Origin of the sequence: Tsukamurella tyrosinosolvens (assembly GCF_900104775.1) — a bacterium.
In the GTDB taxonomy this organism is placed as follows: domain Bacteria; phylum Actinomycetota; class Actinomycetes; order Mycobacteriales; family Mycobacteriaceae; genus Tsukamurella; species Tsukamurella tyrosinosolvens.
The window spans coordinates 4,412,257-4,430,349 of sequence record NZ_FNSA01000003.1 but is presented as its reverse complement, the minus strand read 5'-3'; the positions used below and the strand labels follow the sequence as shown (position 1 = coordinate 4,430,349).

Genomic DNA, 18,093 nt, shown 5'->3' with positions numbered 1-18,093 from the left:
GATCAGGGCTTCTCCGGTTGGATGCCGAGCACGTCGATGGCGGTGGCGAGGCCGTCGTAGTTGGTCGCAAGCATGACGATCTCCACCAGCTTGCGTTCGTCGTAGAACGCGGCGAGACGGGCCCAGGACTCGTCGGTGACCGCCTTGTCCTCGACCAGCTCGGTGACCACGGCGAGCAGCGCTGCGCTGCGCTCGTCCCAGCCCGAGCCGTCGAAGATGCGCTCGAACTGCGTCTCCGTGAGCCCCGCCTGCGCGCCGATGCGGCGGTGATGGCCCAGCTCGTAGGCGCTCTCCCGCAGGAAGGCGACGCGGACGATGACCGTCTCCGACTCCGAGCGCTTGAGGGCGCCGAAGGGCATCAGCATGCCGGAGTAGCCGAGCCAGCCGACGAACAGCCGCTTGGTGCGGCCGAGCGTGGAGAACAGGTGCATGTCGTCGGCGCGAATGGCCTTCGCGCCGATCTTGGCGATGGCGTAGTTGATCGGGCCGAGCTGGCGGAGTCCGCCGGGAGTCACGCGCGGTGTCATGACCCGACGCTACCGTTCGGTGGGCGCCTCAACGCACGAGGTAGGGCGAGATCGTGGAGCGGTGCTCGTCGATATCCAAGGCCTTGCCGATGGCCGGGAAGGCGCGCTGGGGACAGCCCGCGCGCTCGCAGACGCGGCAGCCGGCGCCGATGGGGGTGGCGTTGGCGTCGGAGAGATCGAGACCGCGGGCGTAGACCAGGCGGTGCGCGTGCCGCAGTTCGCAGCCGATGCCGATGGCGAAGGTCTTGCCGGGCTGGCCGTACCGGGCGGCCCGCCGCTCGACGGTGCGCGCGACCCACAGGTAGTTGCGGCCGTCAGGCATCTCGACGATCTGCGTGATGATCTTCCCCGGCCACGCGAACGTCTCGTAGACGTTCCACAGCGGGCAGGTGCCGCCGGAGGCGGAGAAGTGGAAGCCGGTGGAGCTCTGCCGCTTGCTCATGTTGCCCGCGCGGTCGACGCGGACGAAGGAGAGCGGCACGCCGCGCAGGTTGGGGCGCTGCAGTGTGGACATCCGGTGCGCGATGGTCTCGTAGCTCACTGAGAAGAACGCGGAGAGCCGCTCGATGTCGTACTCGAACTCCTCGGCGGCGCCGTGGAACTGCGTGTAAGGCAGCACGACGGCCGCGGCGTAGTAGTTGGCGAGCCCGAGGCGGGCGAGCCGCCCCGCCTCCTCCGAGCCGAACCCGGCACCGTCGACCAGGGCGTCGATCTCCCGGCCGCACTCGAGGTAGGCGAGCTCGGCGGCCATCTTGAAGACCTGCTGCCCGCCGGAGAGGTGGCGGTTGATCTCCAGCACGCGGGTGCGGGGGTCGTAGCGGTGCAGCACCGTCTCCCCGAGGTCGACGCGGCGGCGGATGGAGACGTTGTGCACGGCCTCGAGGCGGGTCACGATCTCGGTGCGGACGTCGGCGTTGTGCATGCGCATCCGCGCGGTGAGCTCCTCGGCGGCGACGTCGAGCTCGTGGAAGTAGTTCTGCCGCTGGTAGAAGAAGTCGCGCACTTCCTCGTGCGGGTTGGGGATGGCGCCGCGGGCGCCGGGGTCGTTGCGGCCGTCGGTGACCTGGGCCAGCTGATCGGCGGCGCCGAGGTAGCGGCGGTGCAGCGCGACCATGGCGCGGGCGAAGCCGGGGTGATCGCGCGCCAGCTCGGACAGCTCGTCGGTGCTGGTGGGCGCGTCGACGTCCATCGTGACCTCGCGCAGCTCCGCGATCAGTCGCGTCTGGTCCTGCGAGTTGAAGAAGGAGGTGTCGACGCCGAAGACGTCGGTGATCTTCAGCAGGACGGGCACGCTGAGCGGCCGCACGTCGTGCTCGATCTGGTTCAGGTACGACGGCGAGATCTCGAGCGCCTCCGCCAGCGACGCCTGCGACAGCCCGCGCTCCTTGCGCAGGCCACGGAGCCGTGCCCCCACGAAGGTCTTGGACATGGAGCGAAGTTTAGTCCCGGACGCCCAGCTACCGCCCGGTTCCGGAGGTTCGGGCGAACCTTTGCAGTGAGGTGTGTCACACCGGGGAGCCCGCGTCGCGCAACGGGGCGGCGGCGGACCGTCGGGAACGGGCGACGGGGCCCGGAACCCCGGGCCCGCAAACTCCCAGTACGGGCGTACTTTTTCCGGCGAGGTTCGCTGCGGACCTTCGCAGGATTAGCAGGATCGCTGTGATTTCATGGCTTGCTTTGGCATACTCGACCGCCTTGGCCTGCGGCTTTAGGTGTGGCACAGTAGGCGAAGGCGCAACGCCGGGACTGCGAATCGGGTTAGCGATAACCCTCGCTCAGCCTCCCGGTGGCCGATCAGATCCACATCGACGCAGAGAAGAACGGGGAGCCAATGAGCACCGTCGGACAGCCGCGGACCGCCGCCGAGATCCAGCAGGATTGGGACACCAACCCGCGTTGGAAGGGCATCACGCGCGAGTACACCGCCGAGCAGGTCGCCGAGCTGCAGGGCAGCGTCGTCGAGGAGAACACCCTCGCTCGCCGCGGCGCGGAGATCCTGTGGGACGGCGTCACCAAGGGTGACGGCTCCTACATCAACGCCCTGGGTGCCCTCACCGGCAACATGGCCGTGCAGCAGGTGCGCGCCGGCCTCAAGGCGATCTACCTCTCCGGCTGGCAGGTCGCCGGTGACGCGAACCTCTCGGGCCACACCTACCCCGACCAGTCGCTGTACCCGGCCAACTCGGTGCCGTCGGTCGTGCGTCGCATCAACAACGCCATGCTCCGCGCCGACGAGATCGCCCGCGTCGAGGGTGACAAGTCCGTCGACAACTGGGTCGTGCCGATCGTGGCCGACGGCGAGGCCGGCTTCGGTGGCGCCCTGAACGTCTACGAGCTGCAGAAGGCCATGATCGCCGCGGGTGCCGCCGGTACCCACTGGGAGGATCAGCTCGCCTCGGAGAAGAAGTGCGGCCACCTCGGTGGCAAGGTGCTCATCCCCACCCAGCAGCACATCCGCACCCTGACCTCGGCCCGCCTGGCCGCCGACGTGGCGAACACGCCCACCGTCGTCATCGCGCGCACCGATGCCGAGGCCGCCACCCTGATCACCTCGGACGTCGACGATCGCGACAAGCCGTTCGTGACCGGTGAGCGCACCGCCGAGGGCTTCTACAACATCAAGAACGGCATCGAGCCCTGCATCGCCCGCGCCAAGGCCTACGCGCCGTACGCGGACATGATCTGGATGGAGACCGGCGTTCCGGACCTCGAGGTCGCCAAGAAGTTCGCCGAGGGCGTCAAGTCCGAGTTCCCGGACCAGCTGCTCTCCTACAACTGCTCGCCGTCCTTCAACTGGAAGCAGGCGCTGGACGACGCGACCATCGCCAAGTTCCAGAAGGAGCTCGGCGCGATGGGCTTCACCTTCCAGTTCATCACGCTGGCCGGCTTCCACGCCCTCAACCACTCGATGTTCGACCTGGCCTACGGCTACGCCCGCGAGGGCATGACGGCGTACGTCGACCTGCAGGAGCGCGAGTTCGCGTCGGAGGCCCGTGGCTACACCGCCACCAAGCACCAGCGCGAGGTCGGCGCCGGCTACTTCGACCGCATCGCCACCACCGTCGACCCCAACACCTCGACGGCCGCCCTGAAGGGCTCCACCGAGGAGGGCCAGTTCCACTAGGAACTGGCAGGCCCGCCTCTCCGGGAATCTAGCCGATCGCAGGCGGTCCGTGACTTTCGTCGCGGGCCGCCTGCGGCGTATGTGGGTACGTTCTGGGCGTACCCCTGCAGAGTTACCTCCGTCTCACCTCTAGTCGTTGTTACGTTAGGAAGTTCTTATGAGCGAAGCAGTTTCGCGGGTCGGCGTCGTCGGCGCGGGTCAGATGGGCGGCGGCATCGCCGAGGTGTCCGCCCGCGCGGGTGCCGACGTGCTGGTCTGGGAGGCCACCGAGGAGCTCGCGGCCGGCGGCCGCGCCCGCATCCTCAAGTCGCTGGACCGCGCCGTGTCCAGCGGCAAGATCACCGAGCGCGAGCGCGACCAGGCCGCCGAGCGGCTGACGTTCACCACCGACCTCGCCGACTTCGCGGACCGCCAGCTGGTGGTCGAGGCGATCGTCGAGAACGAGGCCGTCAAGGCGGAGGTCTTCGGCAAGCTCGACGAGGTCGTCACCGACCCCGACGCCGTGCTCGCGTCCAACACCAGCTCGCTGCCGATCCAGCGCATCGCCACCGCCACGAAGAACCCCGGCCGCGTGCTGGGCCTGCACTTCTTCAACCCGGTGCCCGTGCTGCCGCTGGTCGAGGTGATCAGCTCGCTGTCGACGTCGGAGGCCGCGGCCGCTCGCGCCGAGCAGTTCGCGTCCGAGGTGCTGGGCAAGCAGGTCGTGCGCGCGACGGACCGCTCCGGGTTCATCGTCAACGCGCTGCTCGTGCCGTACCTGCTCTCGGCGATCCGCATGTACGAGTCGGGCTTCGCGACCGCCGAGGACATCGACAAGGGCATGATGCTCGGCTGCGCGCACCCGATGGGCCCGCTCAAGCTGGCCGACCTCGTCGGCCTGGACACGGTCAAGTTCATCGCCGACGCGATGTACGCCGAGTACAAGGAGCCCACCTACGCCGCGCCGCCGCTGCTGCTGCGCCTGGTGGAGGCCGGTTACGTCGGCAAGAAGTCGGGCCGCGGAATCTACGAGTACCCCGCCAAGTAGGGTTCGCCCGCAGCGAAACAATTGCTGAACCGGCAAGGAAACTTGCCGGTTCAGCTGTTTCTGGAGCACGGTGGATCCATGAACGAAACGCAGATCCTGGACACCGTCATCGTCGGCGGCGGGGCCGCCGGGCTCACCGCCGCGCAGGTCCTCGGCCGGGCGCGACGGGCGGTCACCGTCGTCGACGCGGGCGCGCCCCGCAACGCCCCCGCCGAGCACATGCACGGCTACCTCGGCCACGACGGGCTGAACCCCGCCGAGCTGCTCGCCATCGGCCGCCGCGAGGCGCAGGCCTACGGCGTGCGGATCCTCGACGGCGCGGCGACCGCGGTGCGCCGCTCCGGCGACCTCGTCGAGGTGACCGTCGGCGACGAGGTGCTGCGCGCCCGCACCCTGCTGGTCGCGACCGGCCTCACCGACGTGCTGCCCGACGTCCCCGGCGTCGCCGAGCGCTTCGGCCGCGACGCCATCCACTGCCCCTTCTGCCACGGCTACGAGGTGCGCGACTGGCCGCTGGCGGTGCTCGGCGGCGACAACGCCGCCATGTCCGTGCACCAGGCGCTGATGATCCCACAGTGGTCGCGCGACCTGGTGTTCTTCACCAACGGCCTCGAGATCGACGACGCCGATCGGGCGTCGATCGAGGCGCGCGGCACCCGCATCGTCGACGGTGCGGTGGCGGGGCTCGTCGTCGACGGGGACGCGCTGCGGGCCGTCCGCCTCGCCGACGGCACCGAGATCGAGCGCGAGGCCGTCTTCGTCGGTCCGCGGTTCGTGCCGCAGGACGAGCTGCTGCTGCAGCTCGGCGCCGAGCGCGGCGACGCCGGCCCCTTCCCGACGGTCCCCGTCGACCCGATGGGTGCGGTCGCCGGGCAGCCGGGAGTGTGGGCGGCGGGCAACGTCGTGAACCCGATGGCGCAGGTCATCGTCGCGGCCGGGGCCGGGTCCGTCGCGGCCATGGCGATCAGCGCGCACCTGCTCCAGCGCGACATCGCGGCGGACATGGACGCAGCGACCCTCGACCGCCGACCGGCGTGACTTAGCAGCGTTAGATGCAGACGTTTCCCCAGGAAGCGGCATGGGCTAACGCTGTTAAGTCGGGAGGGGCCGGGAGACGGTCCGCGATCCGACCCGGCCCGGAGGGCGGCGCGCTAGCGTGGCCGCATGACCAGCGCACTCGACCGGGTGGAGGCCCTGCTCGACCCGGGCCGGCTCGGCCGCGAGCCCGACCGCAGCCACGGCTACCTCGACGTCCTCGCGCCCGACAGCGCGAGGCCGACGGGGCTGAGCAACGCGCTCATGCACAACCCGGCGCTGGCCGCGGTGTACGAGAAGGCGTGGCGGCCCGCGTTCACCCGCCTGTTCAGCCTCGGTGGCAGCGGCACGCTCAGCCGCACCGACGTCCTGCTCGACGAGCTCACGGGCCGCGGCGACCAGAAGCTGCTCGACGTCGCCTGCGGCCCCGGCCTCTACACGAAGCCGCTGGCCCGCAAGCTCAGCGGCGAGGGCGTGGTCGTCGGCCTCGACGTCTCCGAGGCCATGCTGCAGCGCGCCGTCCGCGACAACGCCGACGACCGCGTCGCCTACGTCCGTGGCAGCGCGCTCGACGTGCCCTTCCCCGACGACACCTTCGACACCGTGGTCTGCCTCGCCGCGCTGTACCTGATCCCGGCGCCGCGGCTCGCGGTCCGCGAGATCTGCCGCGTCGCGAAGCCCGGCGGCCGCGTCGCGCTGTTCACCTCGCTGCAGACGCCGCTCACGTCGGTCCTCGGGTCGTCGACCGCGGAGCGGGTCTCCGGCTTCCGCTGGTTCGGCAAGGACGAGATCACCGGCTGGCTGCGCGAGTACGGCCTCGTCGACGTGCAGCAGACCGTCAGCGGGCAGGGGCAGTTCGTCACCGCCCGCAAGCCCGGCTGACCCGGCCCGACGGTCACGCCGGCGGATAGGCGGCGAGCAGCTCCGCGCGGAGCGGGTCCGTCGTGTGCGGCAGCCACAGCGCCTGGACGGGGACCTGCGGCGCGTCGTCGAGGTCCAGGACCACGACCCGCCCGCCGGACCGCGGCCCCGCCGGATCTGTGACGAAGGCCGCCGCGTGCGGCGAGGTCAGCACCGCCGTCGCGGGCGGCGTGCCCTGCACGCGGTTCACTAGCAGGTCCGGTTCGAAGCCCGCGCGTCGGCACTGCGCGACGAGGAAGTCCGTGTAGAACGACGCGTGCGGCGGTGCCCACACCACGATGGGCGAGCCCGCGAGGTCCGCCAGCGCGAGCGACGTCCGGCCCGCCAGCTCGTGATCGCGGTGCAGCGCGACCCGCATCCGGTGGTAGGTGAGCGTGACCCCGGCCAGCCGGTCCGGGAGGGCGACGCCCCGGCGCAGCACCAGGTCGACGGTGCCCTGCTCCAGCTCGTCGGTCATCGCCGACGGGAACAGCTCGCGGACGGTGATCGACGGCGACTCCGGCCGGTCGATGAGCGGTTCGAGCAGCTCGTAGGCCTCGTCGGCGGTGACCGCGGGGCTGCGGCCCACCACGAACACCCTCGGCCGCTCCGCACCCGCCGCGCGGGCGCGGGCCGCGAGGAGGCGGGCGCCGGACAGGACGGACGGCGCTCCGTCGTACAGGGACCGGGCGGCGGCGGTGGGGGCGAGGCGGCGCCCGGACCGCGTGAACAGCGGCGTGCCGAGTTCCCGCTCGAGCTGACGCAGCGCCGCCGAGAGGGCCTGCTGGCTCAGGTGCAGGCGGGCGGCCGCGGCGGCGAGGGACGGCTCCTCCATCGCGGCGACGAACTGCTCGAGCCGGCGGAGATCAGGGGTGGTCACCCCACCAGCATTCCACAAGTAACAGTGGTGAATCCTTCGGAAAGATTCGATTGTCGCTTGTGTGTTTGCTGCGTACGTTGGGTATTGCAAAGGGTATCCCCATTCGACGAAGGAGAGACATCCATGACGAAGCTCGCAGGGAAGACCGCGGTCGTCGCCGGTGGCGGCAAGAACCTCGGTGGCCTGGTCAGCCGCCACCTCGCCGGCCTGGGCGCGAACGTGGTCGTGCACTACAACAGCCCGTCGTCGGAGGCGGAGGCGCGCGAGACCGCGGCCGCCGTCGAGGCCGCGGGCGGCAAGGCGCTGCTCTTCCAGGGCGACCTGACCGCGCCCGCCAAGGTCACCGAGCTGTTCGATGCGGCCGTCGCCGAGTTCGGCGGCGTCGACGTGGCCGTGAACACCGTCGGCAAGGTGCTGCGCAAGCCGATCCTCGAGACCAGCGAGGAGGAGTACGACTCCATGCTGGACATCAACGCGAAGGCCGCGTACTTCTTCATCAAGGAGGCGGGCCGCACGCTCAACGACGACGGCACGCTCATCACCATCGTCACCGCGCTGCTCGGCGCCTTCACCGACGGCTACTCCACCTACGCGGGCGGCAAGTCGCCCGTGGAGCACTTCAACCGCGCCGCGGCCAAGGAGTTCGGCGTCCGCGGGATCAGCGTCAACGCCATCGCCCCCGGTCCGATGGACACGCCCTTCTTCTACGGCCAGGAGACGCCGGAGCGCGTCGAGTTCCACAAGTCGCAGGGCATGGGCAACCGCCTGACGTTCATCGAGGACATCGCGCCGATCGTCGACTTCCTCTCCACCGACGGCCACTGGATCACCGGTCAGACGCTGTTCGCGAACGGCGGCTACACCACGCGCTGACATCAGCGCGCGCCGGCGGTCCACCCGGCCTACGATGATCGACGTTTCGTGCGATCACGAACTCGAGCGACGAGCAGGAGATCTTCCGTGACCGATGGACCGTCGGCGGTGCGCCGCCGCTTGACCCGCATGGCGGGGCGCGACCCCCACGAGGAGGGCCGCACGGCCACCACGCTGGAGTTGTTCTTCGACCTCACCTTCGTGGTGGTCTTCTCCCTCGCCGGGGTGCAGCTGGCGGACGCCATCGCGGAGGCGCACTACTTCACGGCCTTCCTCGGCTTCGGGTTCTGTGCCTTCGCCGCGATCTGGGCGTGGATCAACTTCACGTGGATGGCCTCGGCGTTCGACACCGACGACTGGCTCTTCCGCGCCGTGACCATGCTGCAGATGATCGGCGTCTGCATCATGGCCCTCGGCATCGAGCCCTTCTTCACGTCGATCACCGCGGGCGACCGGCCGAACAACACGGTGCTCGTCATCGGCTACGTGGTCATGCGCGTGGCGCTGCTCGCGCAGTGGACCCGCGTCGCGATCTCCTCGCCGCAGTACCGCACCGCCGCGGTCACCTACATCATCGCGATCACGATCGCGCAGATCGGCTGGTTGATCACGGCGTTCGCGCCGCTGACGCTGGGGCAGATCATCGCGGCCGGCCTGATCCTGTACGTCGTGGAGCTCGGCGGGCCGTACGTCGCCGAGCGGCGCCAGCGCACCCCGTGGAACCCGCACCACATCGCGGAGCGGTACGGCCTGCTCACCATCATCACCCTGGGTGAGGGTGTGGTCGGCACCGTCGTCGCGCTGCAGGCGCTGCTCAAGGCGCAGGGTTGGAGCCTCGACATCGCCGTGCTCGGCGTCGCGGCGATGGTGCTCAACCTGTCGATCTGGTGGATCTACTTCTCGATCCCCGTCGGGCACGCGCTGGTCCGCAACACCAACAAGTGCTTCGCCTGGGGCTACGGGCACATCGCGATCTTCATGGCGATCGCCGCCTTCGGCGCCGGCCTGCACGTCGAGGCACTGGGCATCTCGCACGAGGCCCACGTGAGCAACGTGGTGGTCGCGTCGGCGTTCGTCATTCCGCTCGCGGCTGCGGTGCTCGGGATCGAGATCATGGACGCCTACCTCACCGGGTTCGACGGCCACCGCGCCGTCACCGTCGGCATCACCCTGGCCCTGCTCGGCGCCGGCGTCGCGGCCGTCGCCGCCGGGGCAACGCCGCTGGCCGCGCTGGTGTGGAGCGCGATCGCGCTGCTCGTGCAGGTCGTCGTCGAGGAGCTGTGGTCCGGCAAGCGCCGGGCAGAGCGCTTGGCCTAGAGGTATCGCACCGGCGCGTCGTTCACACGGCGGGTCCGCTCCCGGCTGCGATGTCGAGGAGGAACCGTCCGCCCGCCTCCTCGGCGAGGTCGGCGCCGAACAGGACGCCGGGTGTGTAGGCGCCCGGCCGACCGTCGCCGCGGGCGAGGTGGGCGGCCACCGAAGCGGCCACCGAGGCGGTGTAGGCCATGCCGTCCTCGGCGCGCAGCCACCCCTCGCGGCGCGTGCCGTCCGCCCAGGTGACTACCGCGTGTCCCCACGAGTGACGGCGAGGGGCCGGAGAATCCTTCATCGTGGCCCTGGACACCCGGCTGAGGGCGAGGCGGCGCAGCGGCCCGATGGACAGCAGCGTTCCGACGAGAGGGGCGACGGCTCGCACGGCGCGCGAGGTCGGAGCCACGCCGGTGGTCGCGGTGACGGACGGCGCACCGCTGGCCCGGTGGGCGGCGAGGAGTTCGGCGGTGGGAGCGCCCGCGGACGTCGCCTGTTCCCCGTCGGGGAGGGTGAGGTTCTGGAGGTCGGCGCCGAGGCGTGCGGTGACCATGCGTCCGTCGGTGTACCGACGTCCCCCGGTGGCGAACATGTCGATCATGGAGGCGGCGAAGGCGGCCCCGACGACTCCGGCGCTGAGGGACACCGAGGCGAGCGCGTCGACGCGCACGGCGGCGGGGGTCGGGCGGTCCTCGCACAGCTTGATCACGACGGCTTCGGTGGCCAGCACGCCGAAGCCCGATCCGGTCACCAGCGTGCTGCCCGCCTGTTGCGCCTCCCCGTCCAGGTCGAGCAGCCGGGGGACGGCGGTCAGGTCTGCGGCCAGGTCGAGGTAGTGCCCGCCGGGCATGCACGCCCTGGCGATGACCGGGGCCGTCTCGACGTAGTTCCCGATGCCGTTGAATACCACGGCAGGTCGCTGCCGGGCGATCTCGGTCGCGATGTCGTCGATGCCGTTCGCAAGGACGGTTCGGCTCCCGATGTCCGCGGTGGTCCTGCGCAACCGGTCGCCGTCGGCGGCGCGTCCGACGAGGACGGGCGTGAGTCCGCGGGCGGCGAGGTCGGCGGTGACGGCGCTCCCTATGCGCCCGCTCGCCCCGAGGATCCAGATCTCCTCGGATCGCGCGCTCCGGGTGGTGTCGGTCATGAGTCTCTCCTGTCGTGCCGTCGAGGTGGCGATCGCCCGCGTCGTCGACGTGCGACGGTCGCCCCACAGTGATGTCTCACTGTGTCATCACTGACTCTAGCACCGCGATGACACAGTGAGTCATCACTTGCTATCGTCCGGTGATGGCGAGATGGGATCCCGGAACAGAAGAGCGCCTCATCCGTGCGGCGCTCGAGCTCTACCTGGAGCACGGATACGACAACGTGACGGTGACGCAGATCGCCGAGCGGGCCGGGCTCACCCGCCGCTCGTACTTCCGCTACTTCCCCGACAAGCGCGAGGTCCTGTTCGCCGGCTCGGACCGGCTGCCCGCCGCCGTCCGTGCCGCGGTTCTGGACGCCGACCCCGCCGTGCCTCCTCTGGCGGCGGCCTTCGAGGCTCTCACTCAGGTCGGCGCTGCGCTTGCCGAGCACGTCGAGCGCACCGCTCGGCGCCGTACTGTCATCGCCTCCAGTCCTGAGCTTCAGGAGCGGGAACGCACCAAATTCGCCGTGGTCACGAGCGCGATCCAGGACGCACTCCTGGAACGGGGTGTCGACGACGACCGCGCGAGACTCACGGCGCAGATCGCCACCGTCGCGTCCCAGGACGCGCTCGACCGCTGGTCTGAAGGGGGCGGTGAGAGGGACTTCGCGACCTGCCTCCACGCCGTCGCCGTGTCGCTCCGCGAGGTCCTCGACGAGGGCATCCACACGAGCCGTCCCACGTGAGAGCGCCACCGCCTCGCGCCCGTCGTCGGAGGGCCCGGTCGGGCTGAACCGTCAGGCCTTCGCGAGGCGTGCCTTCTCGTGCTCGACGTCGAAGTCGGCGGGCGGCCAGTCGAGGTTCAGGCCCTCGAGGGCCTCGATCAGCAGCTCGGTGATCGCGAGGCGGCTGAACCACTTCCGGTCGGCCGGGATGATGTGCCACGGCGCGCCGTCGACGCTGGTGCGGTCCAGCACGGCCTGGTAGGCCTCCTGGTACTTCGGCCAGTAGCCGCGCTCGTCGATGTCGGCGGGGTTGTACTTCCAGTACTTGTCGGGGCGGTCGAGCCGCTCCGCGAGCCGCTTCTTCTGCTCGTCGAGGGAGACGAACATCGCGCACTTGACGATCGTCGTGCCCGTGGCGATGAGGTCCTCCTCGAAGTCGTTGATGATGTCGTAGCGCGGCTCCCAGACGGCCGGCGGCACCAGGTCGTGCACGCGGACCACCAGCACGTCCTCGTAGTGCGACCGGTCGAAGACGCCGATCTGGCCGCCCTTCGGGGTCTGCTGGTGGATGCGCCACAGGAAGTCGTGGGCGAGCTCCTCCTCGGTCGGCTTGCCGAAGGACGCGGTCTTCACGCCCTGCGGGTCGACCATGCCGATCACGTGCCGGACGATGCCGCCCTTGCCGGCCGTGTCCATGCCCTGGAGCACCAGCAGCACCGAGCGGTGATCGCCCGCGCGGCCGTTGGCGTAGAGCAGCTCCTGCAGCTCCGAGAGCCGCTGGCCGCGCTCGGCGAGCAGTTGCTCGCCGAGGGCCTTGTCCCCGTCGAAACCCGGCTTGCCGGAGGTGTCGATGTCCTGGACCGTGGACCCCGGCTGCCAGCGCAGAGCTGCGGACGCGGAACCGGACCAACCCTTGTCGTTCGCCATGGAGTCACCCTATCCGGCGCGCCGCCCCGATCTTCGGGCAAGATCGACTCGTGACGGTGTCATCTCCCGCGGGTACCCCGCAGTCGTCCGGGACCGATTCGACGTCCCGCGTCCCGGCGAGTCCGTTCGGCGGCACGCCCGACGAGCAGAAGAAGCGCGACCTGCGCAAGATGAAGGCGCTCGCCCTCTCGTTCCTCATCGGCGCGGCGGTCATCTACCTGTTCTGCGAGTACCTCGACACGAAGGGCTCCGACCTCTCCATCGCCGGCCCGTGGGTCGGCTACGTGAAGGCCGCGGCCGAGGCGGGCATGGTCGGCGGCCTGGCCGACTGGTTCGCGGTGACCGCGCTGTTCCGGCACCCCCTGGGCCTGCCGATCCCGCACACCGCGATCATCAAGCGCAAGAAGGACCAGCTCGGCGACGCGCTCGGCGGCTTCGTGGAGAGCAACTTCCTCACCCCCGAGGTGATCGCGGAGAAGGTGGGCTCGCTCGACCTGAGCGGCCGCGTCGCCAACTGGATGGCCGACCCCGACAACTCGCAGAAGCTGGGCGGCGAGGCCGCGAAGCTGGTCAAGGTCATGAGCGAGGTGCTGCGCGACGAGGACGTCGAGGCGGTGCTCAACTCGACGATCATCAAGCGGCTCGCCGAGCCGGAGTGGGGCCCGCCCATCGGGCGCCTCGTGGAGACGCTCCTGCAGGAGCAGCGGCAGCTGCCGCTCATCAACCTGCTCGCCGAGCGCGCCCACCACTGGGCCCTGGGCAGCCAGGGCGTCATCGACAAGATCGTCGACACCGACGGTCCGCAGTGGTCGCCCAAGTTCGTCAACTCGCTGCTGGGGGAGCGGATCTACCGCGAGCTCGTCGAATTCACCTGGAAGGTGCGCAGCGACCCCGACCACGAGGTGCGGCAGGCCATGAGCACCTTCCTCTGGGACTTCGCCTCCGACCTGCAGCACGACCCGCGGACCATCGCCAAGGTCGAGGACGTCAAGGCCGAGCTCATGGGCCGCGAGGAGGTGCGTACCGCGGCGCAGGCGGCGTGGCGGGCCGCCAAGCGGATGATCGAGGCCTCCGTCGAGGACCCGGACTCCACGCTGCGGGAGAAGTTCAGCGAGTCGGCGGCCCGGTTCGGCGTGCGGCTGCGCGACGACCAGGGGCTGCGCGACAAGGTCGACTTCTGGGTCGACCGGTCGGTGCGGCACCTCGTCGAGAACTATGCGAGCCAGATCACATCGATCATCACGGACACCGTCGCGCGCTGGGACGCCGACGAGGCCTCGGACAAGATCGAGCTCGCGGTGGGCCGTGACCTGCAGTTCATCCGGATCAACGGCACCGTCGTCGGCTCGATCGCGGGCCTGGTGATCTACTCGATCACGCAGATCTTCTTCTGATTGGAATCACCCTGCTAGCAAACTGCTTGCAAGAGCTAGCACTAGCTGTTAGCGTGGAATCAGCCGCGCAGACGGGAGACCGGATATGACGAGCGACGAAGAGACCGTGGAGAATTCGGGATCCGACATCGGAGCGTTCATCCGGGCGCAGCGTCTCGCGGCAGAGGTGTCCATCCGGCAGCTGGCCGAGAGGGCGGGGGTTTCCAACCCGTACCTCAGCCAGATCGAGCGGGGGCTCCGACGACCGTCGGCCGACGTGCTCGGGCAGATCGCCAAAGCACTGCGGCTCTCGGCCGAGGTGCTCTACGTGCAGGCCGGGATCCTCGAGGAGCGGCCGGAATCCCCGGTGCGCGACGCGCTGATCGCGGACACGACCATCACCGAACGGCAGAAGCAGGCTCTCCTCGAGATCTACGAGAGCTTCCGCCGCGAGAACGAGACTGCATTGAAGGAGATCACCCCATGACCGAGCAGAACACCCTCGACGACCTGAAGACCCCCCTGTTCGCGGCCCTCGGCGCCGGTGACTACGCCTACGAGGCCGTCTCCGAGGTCGTCGAGAAGCTGCGCGCCGCCGCGACCGACGCGTCCAAGGACTTCCAGACCAAGGTCGAGGAGGCCCAGGCCAAGGTCGAGGAGGCCGCCGGCTCCGCGCAGACCAAGCTGACCGAGGCCAAGGACGGCCTGCCCAAGGACGTCGACGAGCTGCGCGCCAAGTTCACCGCCGACGAGCTCCGCAAGGTCGCCGCCGCCTACATCCAGGTCGCCACCGACATCTACGAGTCGCTCGCCGAGCGCGGCGAGACCGCTTTCGAGCGCCTCACCTCCGGTTCCGTGATCGAGGACGCCACCGAGCAGGCCACCAAGGCCTACAACTCGGCCGTCGAGCTGACCGAGTCCTCGCTGGGCCAGGTCGCCACCGCCACCAAGCAGGTCGGCGAGCGCGCCGCCAAGCTGGTCGGCCGCGCGGGCGACGAGGTCGAGGCCGCCGCCGACAAGGCCGAGGCCGCCGTCGAGGAGACCACCGCGAAGGCCGCCACCGCGGTCAAGAAGGCCGCCCCCAAGGCCGCCGCGAAGAAGGCCGACGCCTGATCGTCACCCCCTCAGCTCCACCCCGGGCGCCCGGCGGCACTGCCGCCGGGCGCCCGACCTTTAGGCTGGTGTCATGGACGTCCTCCTCTACGGATTCGGCACTCTCAGCCTGCTCGCCTCGCTCCTGGTCACGGTCGCGCTGCTCGCGACGGGTGCGTTCTGCCTCATCCACGCCCTGCGTGCGCCGGCCGACGCCTTCACCGCCGCCGGGAAGTGGCAGAAGAATTACTGGGTGATCACCCTGGTCGCCTGCGAGGTGCTCGTCCTGGCGGGCCTGAACTACATGGGCACGGTGATCGGTGCCATCGGCATCCTGGTGTACCTGCTCGACGTGAAGCCGAAACTCGACGAGGTCCGACGGCCGCGCTATTGAGTATTAGTTAGTAAGGTTGCTCGTATGAAGATCTCCAGGAAGCTCGTCGTCGGCACCGCGGGTGCCCTCGGCGCCGGTGCCGCCGCCATCGCCGCGAGCGTCGCCGCCTACGCGCTGTCGTCCCCGGCGGAGCCGGCGAACGCCAAGCTGATCGAGGATTACGACGGCCCGCACGAGGACGGCGTCGTCGTCTCCGGCGACGGCACCCGTCTGCACACCAGGGTGTGGGGTCCGGAGGACGGGCCGATCGCCGTGCTCATCCACGGCTGGACCTGCAACCTGTCCAACTTCCCGCGGCAGGTCGAGCACCTCGTCGCGCGCGGCCACCGCGTCGTCGCCTACGACCAGCGCGGCCACGGCGAGTCCGAGGCGGGCGCCTTCGCGTTCTCCGCCGGCGTCCTCGCCGACGACCTGCACGCCGTGCTCGCCGCCCACGTACCGGCGGGGAAGAAGGCGCTGCTCGTCGGGCACAGCATGGGCGCGATCACCATCATGGCGTGGGCCGACAAGTACACCGACGAGGTCGCCGAGCGCGCCCACCACGCGGTGCTCTCCTCGACCTACGCGCGCGACGCCGTCGCCGGTTTCGCCGGCGCCACGCCGCTCGCCGCGCTGCCGCGCGTCGCGCCGCGGCTCACGCAGAAGGTGGGCGACGGGATCCTCGGCGCCAACGTCAAGGTCCGGCACAACCGCGCGCACACCGCGGTGATCCGGTACACCGCGTTGTGCGGCTACGCCTCCTACGGCGCGGTGAAGTACACCGAGGACATGGTCGCCTCCTGCCCGTCGGACGTGCGCGCCGAGTGGGGCCACGTGCTCGCGAACGTCGACGTGACCGCCGGCCTGCGCAAGATCACGATCCCCACGTCGGTCGCGGTCGGCCAGTTCGACCACCTCACCCCGCCCGCGGACGCCGACATCATCGCCGGCGAGCTCCGCGTCGCCGGGAAGCTCGACCGCTTCGCCGTGATCCGCGACTCCGGCCACATGCTGCCCTTGGAACAGCCGGAGAAGTTCAACGCCCTCCTGGACTCCATCCTCGACGGCCGCCCCGTCACCACCGGGGCGCCGGAGTAGCGCCCCGTCGGGAATTGAACACCGTTTCTGTACGGCGAAACCGCAGGTCGCGCCGGACAGAAACGGTGTTCAATTGCCGGGAGCGGGTCAGGAGAAGACGACGGTCTTGCGGCCGTGCACCAGCACTCGGTTCTCGAGGTGCCAGCGCAGGCCGCGGGCCAGCACGACCTTCTCGATGTCGCGGCCGCGCAGCACCATGTCGGACGCGGCGTCGGCGTGGTCCACGCGCGCGACGTCCTGCTCGATGATCGGGCCCGCGTCGAGGTCCGCCGTCACGTAGTGGCAGGTCGCGCCGATCAGCTTCACGCCGCGCGCGAACGCCTGGTGGTACGGCCGCGCGCCGATGAAGCTCGGCAGGAAGCTGTGGTGGATGTTGATCGCCCGCCCGGCCCACGCCGCGCACAGCTCCGGCGGGAGCACCTGCATGAACCGCGCGAGCACCACGGCGTCGGGGTCCAGCGCATCGGTGAGTTCCGCGACGCGAGCGAAGGCCGCCGACTTGTCCTGCCCCGGCCCGGGGAAGGGCACGTGGTGGAAGGGGATGTCGAGCCGCTCCACGAAGTCGCGCAGGTCCTCGTGGTTGCCGATCACTGCGGCGATCCGCGCGTTCAGCTCGCCCGTGGCCACCCGGCCGACGAGGTCGTGCAGGCAGTGCCCCTCCTTGCTGACCAGCACGACGATGTCCTTCGGCTCCGCGCTCGAGGTCAGCCGCCACTCGGTCTCCGGGCCCAGCTCGGCGGCGACCTCGGCCGCGAAACGCGCCCGCAGCTCGTCGAGCGGGATCGCGACGCTGTCGGCGCGGACGGCCTGGCGGGTGAAGAACCAGCCGGAGTCCTGGTCCGAGTGGTAGCCGGCCTCGACGATCCACCCGCCCACGTCGGCGAGGAAGGTCGAGATGCGCGCGACGATGCCGGTGGTGTCCGGGCAGCCGAGCGTGAGGACGTAGCGTGTATCGCGGGTCACGCCCGGTATCGTCTCAGACGTGCTCACACGCTCCGAAGTCGCCGCCCTCGTCGATCACACGCTGCTCAAGCCCGAGGCCACGGAGGCCGCCGCCGCCGCGGCCTACGCCGAGGGCCTGGACCTGGGCGTCTACGCGGTCTGCCTGTCCCCGTCGATGCTGCCGCTGCGCGCCGCGATCGACGCGCAGGCCGCCGGGCCGGGTGCCCCCAAGCTCTGCGTCGTCGCGGGCTTCCCGTCCGGCAAGCACCACACCCTCATCAAGGCCGCCGAGGCGCGGATGGCGATCGAGGAGGGCGCGCACGAGGTCGACATGGTGATCGACGTCGGGCTCGCGCTGGCGGGCGACCTGGACCGCGTCTTCTCCGACGTGCTCACCGTCCGCGAGGCCATCGGCGCCGACCCCGTGCTCAAGGTGATCGTCGAGTCCGCGGCGCTGCTCGAGTTCGGCGACGCCGACCTGCTCACCGAGGTGTGCACGCGGTCCGTCAAGGGCGGCGCGACCTTCGTCAAGACCTCCACCGGCTTCCACCCGTCGGGCGGCGCGTCCGCGGAGGCGGTGGCGCTCATGCGCGCGGCCGTCGGGCCCGACGTCGGCGTCAAGGCCTCGGGCGGCATCCGCTCCGCCGAGGCGGCGCAGGAGATGATCGACGCGGGCGCGAGCCGCCTCGGCCTCTCCGGCAGCCGCGCGGTGCTCGCCGGCTTCCCGGAGTAGCGCCGGGTCCCCTTGTCCGACGGT

The 18,093-nt window shown here is 70.3% G+C and carries 19 protein-coding genes; 13 read left to right on the top strand and 6 right to left on the bottom strand.

Annotation, left to right across the window (positions count from 1 at the left end):
• Window positions 1-2: 2 nt before the first annotated feature.
• Both BLW32_RS24050 and ramB read right to left on the bottom strand, forming a co-directional pair.
• Window positions 3-527 carry a carboxymuconolactone decarboxylase family protein gene (locus BLW32_RS24050; RefSeq protein ID WP_068522862.1) on the bottom strand — a complete coding sequence of 175 codons (525 nt, stop codon included), beginning with the start codon at window positions 525-527 and terminating at the stop codon, window positions 3-5.
• Window positions 528-555: 28 nt separating this feature from the next.
• Window positions 556-1,956: an acetate metabolism transcriptional regulator RamB gene (ramB, locus tag BLW32_RS24045; RefSeq protein WP_068522861.1), complete on the bottom strand. Its 1,401-nt coding sequence runs from the start codon at window positions 1,954-1,956 to the stop codon at window positions 556-558.
• A 402-nt stretch (window positions 1,957-2,358) separates the two neighbouring features.
• On the opposite strand from ramB, the gene aceA reads away from it, so the two are divergent.
• The 4 genes from aceA (at window position 2,359) to BLW32_RS24025 (ending at window position 6,595) form a co-directional block, all read left to right on the top strand.
• Window positions 2,359-3,651 carry an isocitrate lyase gene (aceA, locus tag BLW32_RS24040; RefSeq protein WP_068522860.1) on the top strand — a complete coding sequence of 431 codons (1,293 nt, stop codon included), beginning with the start codon at window positions 2,359-2,361 and terminating at the stop codon, window positions 3,649-3,651.
• A gap of 157 nt (window positions 3,652-3,808) precedes the next feature.
• Window positions 3,809-4,678: a 3-hydroxybutyryl-CoA dehydrogenase gene (locus BLW32_RS24035; RefSeq protein WP_068522859.1), complete on the top strand. Its 870-nt coding sequence runs from the start codon at window positions 3,809-3,811 to the stop codon at window positions 4,676-4,678.
• Between the two features lie 78 nt (window positions 4,679-4,756).
• Entirely contained in the window at window positions 4,757-5,716 is a 960-nt protein-coding gene (locus BLW32_RS24030; RefSeq protein ID WP_082791362.1) for an NAD(P)/FAD-dependent oxidoreductase, read from the top strand.
• Window positions 5,717-5,842: 126 nt separating this feature from the next.
• Window positions 5,843-6,595 carry a class I SAM-dependent methyltransferase gene (locus tag BLW32_RS24025; protein WP_068741432.1) on the top strand — a complete coding sequence of 251 codons (753 nt, stop codon included), beginning with the start codon at window positions 5,843-5,845 and terminating at the stop codon, window positions 6,593-6,595.
• Between the two features lie 13 nt (window positions 6,596-6,608).
• Here BLW32_RS24025 and BLW32_RS24020 read toward each other — a convergent pair whose 3' ends face one another.
• The gene (locus BLW32_RS24020) at window positions 6,609-7,493 is read right to left on the bottom strand and encodes a LysR family transcriptional regulator (protein ID WP_068741433.1); all 885 of its coding nucleotides are present in this window, start codon (window positions 7,491-7,493) and stop codon (window positions 6,609-6,611) included.
• Between the two features lie 123 nt (window positions 7,494-7,616).
• On the opposite strand from BLW32_RS24020, the gene BLW32_RS24015 reads away from it, so the two are divergent.
• Together BLW32_RS24015 and BLW32_RS24010 are read left to right on the top strand one after the other, a co-directional pair.
• The gene (locus tag BLW32_RS24015) at window positions 7,617-8,366 is read left to right on the top strand and encodes an SDR family oxidoreductase (RefSeq protein ID WP_068626462.1); all 750 of its coding nucleotides are present in this window, start codon (window positions 7,617-7,619) and stop codon (window positions 8,364-8,366) included.
• Between the two features lie 87 nt (window positions 8,367-8,453).
• Complete coding sequence (locus tag BLW32_RS24010) at window positions 8,454-9,683, top strand: low temperature requirement protein A (RefSeq protein ID WP_082791363.1); 1,230 nt, start codon at window positions 8,454-8,456, stop codon at window positions 9,681-9,683.
• 22 nt (window positions 9,684-9,705) lie between these two features.
• On the opposite strand, the gene BLW32_RS24005 is transcribed toward BLW32_RS24010, so the two are convergent.
• Window positions 9,706-10,821, bottom strand: a complete 1,116-nt coding sequence (locus BLW32_RS24005) for a saccharopine dehydrogenase NADP-binding domain-containing protein (RefSeq protein WP_068741435.1) — start codon at window positions 10,819-10,821, stop codon at window positions 9,706-9,708.
• A 143-nt stretch (window positions 10,822-10,964) separates the two neighbouring features.
• Between BLW32_RS24005 and BLW32_RS24000 the strand changes: the two genes are divergently transcribed.
• Window positions 10,965-11,552 carry a TetR/AcrR family transcriptional regulator gene (locus BLW32_RS24000; protein ID WP_068741436.1) on the top strand — a complete coding sequence of 196 codons (588 nt, stop codon included), beginning with the start codon at window positions 10,965-10,967 and terminating at the stop codon, window positions 11,550-11,552.
• 51 nt (window positions 11,553-11,603) lie between these two features.
• Here BLW32_RS24000 and BLW32_RS23995 read toward each other — a convergent pair whose 3' ends face one another.
• Complete coding sequence (locus tag BLW32_RS23995; protein WP_068741437.1) at window positions 11,604-12,458, bottom strand: polyphosphate kinase 2 family protein; 855 nt, start codon at window positions 12,456-12,458, stop codon at window positions 11,604-11,606.
• A gap of 170 nt (window positions 12,459-12,628) precedes the next feature.
• Here BLW32_RS23995 and BLW32_RS23990 point away from each other — a divergent pair, with 170 nt between their 5' ends.
• The 5 genes from BLW32_RS23990 (at window position 12,629) to BLW32_RS23970 (ending at window position 16,394) form a co-directional block, all read left to right on the top strand.
• On the top strand, window positions 12,629-13,852 hold the full coding sequence (locus BLW32_RS23990) for a DUF445 domain-containing protein (protein WP_068741660.1): 1,224 nt from the start codon (window positions 12,629-12,631) through the stop codon (window positions 13,850-13,852).
• An 85-nt stretch (window positions 13,853-13,937) separates the two neighbouring features.
• A complete protein-coding gene (locus BLW32_RS23985) occupies window positions 13,938-14,318 on the top strand; it encodes a helix-turn-helix domain-containing protein (RefSeq protein ID WP_068522853.1) in 381 nt (126 codons plus the stop codon).
• Complete coding sequence (locus tag BLW32_RS27835; RefSeq protein ID WP_068522852.1) at window positions 14,315-14,944, top strand: hypothetical protein; 630 nt, start codon at window positions 14,315-14,317, stop codon at window positions 14,942-14,944. Before BLW32_RS23985 ends, BLW32_RS27835 begins: the two co-directional genes overlap by 4 nt.
• A 73-nt stretch (window positions 14,945-15,017) precedes the next feature.
• Window positions 15,018-15,317, top strand: a complete 300-nt coding sequence (locus tag BLW32_RS23975; protein WP_068522851.1) for a DUF2516 family protein — start codon at window positions 15,018-15,020, stop codon at window positions 15,315-15,317.
• Window positions 15,318-15,341: 24 nt separating this feature from the next.
• Complete coding sequence (locus BLW32_RS23970; protein WP_068522850.1) at window positions 15,342-16,394, top strand: alpha/beta fold hydrolase; 1,053 nt, start codon at window positions 15,342-15,344, stop codon at window positions 16,392-16,394.
• A gap of 87 nt (window positions 16,395-16,481) precedes the next feature.
• On the opposite strand, the gene purU is transcribed toward BLW32_RS23970, so the two are convergent.
• Complete coding sequence (gene purU, locus BLW32_RS23965) at window positions 16,482-17,357, bottom strand: formyltetrahydrofolate deformylase (RefSeq protein WP_175546308.1); 876 nt, start codon at window positions 17,355-17,357, stop codon at window positions 16,482-16,484.
• 7 nt (window positions 17,358-17,364) lie between these two features.
• Here purU and deoC point away from each other — a divergent pair, with 7 nt between their 5' ends.
• On the top strand, window positions 17,365-18,069 hold the full coding sequence (gene deoC, locus BLW32_RS23960) for a deoxyribose-phosphate aldolase (RefSeq protein ID WP_068523291.1): 705 nt from the start codon (window positions 17,365-17,367) through the stop codon (window positions 18,067-18,069).
• The last annotated feature ends 24 nt before the right edge of the window (window positions 18,070-18,093 follow it).

Coding starts and splice junctions, on each gene's coding strand:
- BLW32_RS24050 (WP_068522862.1), bottom strand. CDS start 527: ATGACACCGCGCGTGACTCCCGGCGGACTCCGCCAGCTCGGCCCGATC.
- ramB (WP_068522861.1), bottom strand. CDS start 1,956: ATGTCCAAGACCTTCGTGGGGGCACGGCTCCGTGGCCTGCGCAAGGAG.
- aceA (WP_068522860.1), top strand. CDS start 2,359: ATGAGCACCGTCGGACAGCCGCGGACCGCCGCCGAGATCCAGCAGGAT.
- BLW32_RS24035 (WP_068522859.1), top strand. CDS start 3,809: ATGAGCGAAGCAGTTTCGCGGGTCGGCGTCGTCGGCGCGGGTCAGATG.
- BLW32_RS24030 (WP_082791362.1), top strand. CDS start 4,757: ATGAACGAAACGCAGATCCTGGACACCGTCATCGTCGGCGGCGGGGCC.
- BLW32_RS24025 (WP_068741432.1), top strand. CDS start 5,843: ATGACCAGCGCACTCGACCGGGTGGAGGCCCTGCTCGACCCGGGCCGG.
- BLW32_RS24015 (WP_068626462.1), top strand. CDS start 7,617: ATGACGAAGCTCGCAGGGAAGACCGCGGTCGTCGCCGGTGGCGGCAAG.
- BLW32_RS24005 (WP_068741435.1), bottom strand. CDS start 10,821: ATGACCGACACCACCCGGAGCGCGCGATCCGAGGAGATCTGGATCCTC.
- BLW32_RS24000 (WP_068741436.1), top strand. CDS start 10,965: ATGGCGAGATGGGATCCCGGAACAGAAGAGCGCCTCATCCGTGCGGCG.
- BLW32_RS23995 (WP_068741437.1), bottom strand. CDS start 12,458: ATGGCGAACGACAAGGGTTGGTCCGGTTCCGCGTCCGCAGCTCTGCGC.
- BLW32_RS23990 (WP_068741660.1), top strand. CDS start 12,629: ATGAAGGCGCTCGCCCTCTCGTTCCTCATCGGCGCGGCGGTCATCTAC.
- BLW32_RS23985 (WP_068522853.1), top strand. CDS start 13,938: ATGACGAGCGACGAAGAGACCGTGGAGAATTCGGGATCCGACATCGGA.
- BLW32_RS27835 (WP_068522852.1), top strand. CDS start 14,315: ATGACCGAGCAGAACACCCTCGACGACCTGAAGACCCCCCTGTTCGCG.
- BLW32_RS23975 (WP_068522851.1), top strand. CDS start 15,018: ATGGACGTCCTCCTCTACGGATTCGGCACTCTCAGCCTGCTCGCCTCG.
- BLW32_RS23970 (WP_068522850.1), top strand. CDS start 15,342: ATGAAGATCTCCAGGAAGCTCGTCGTCGGCACCGCGGGTGCCCTCGGC.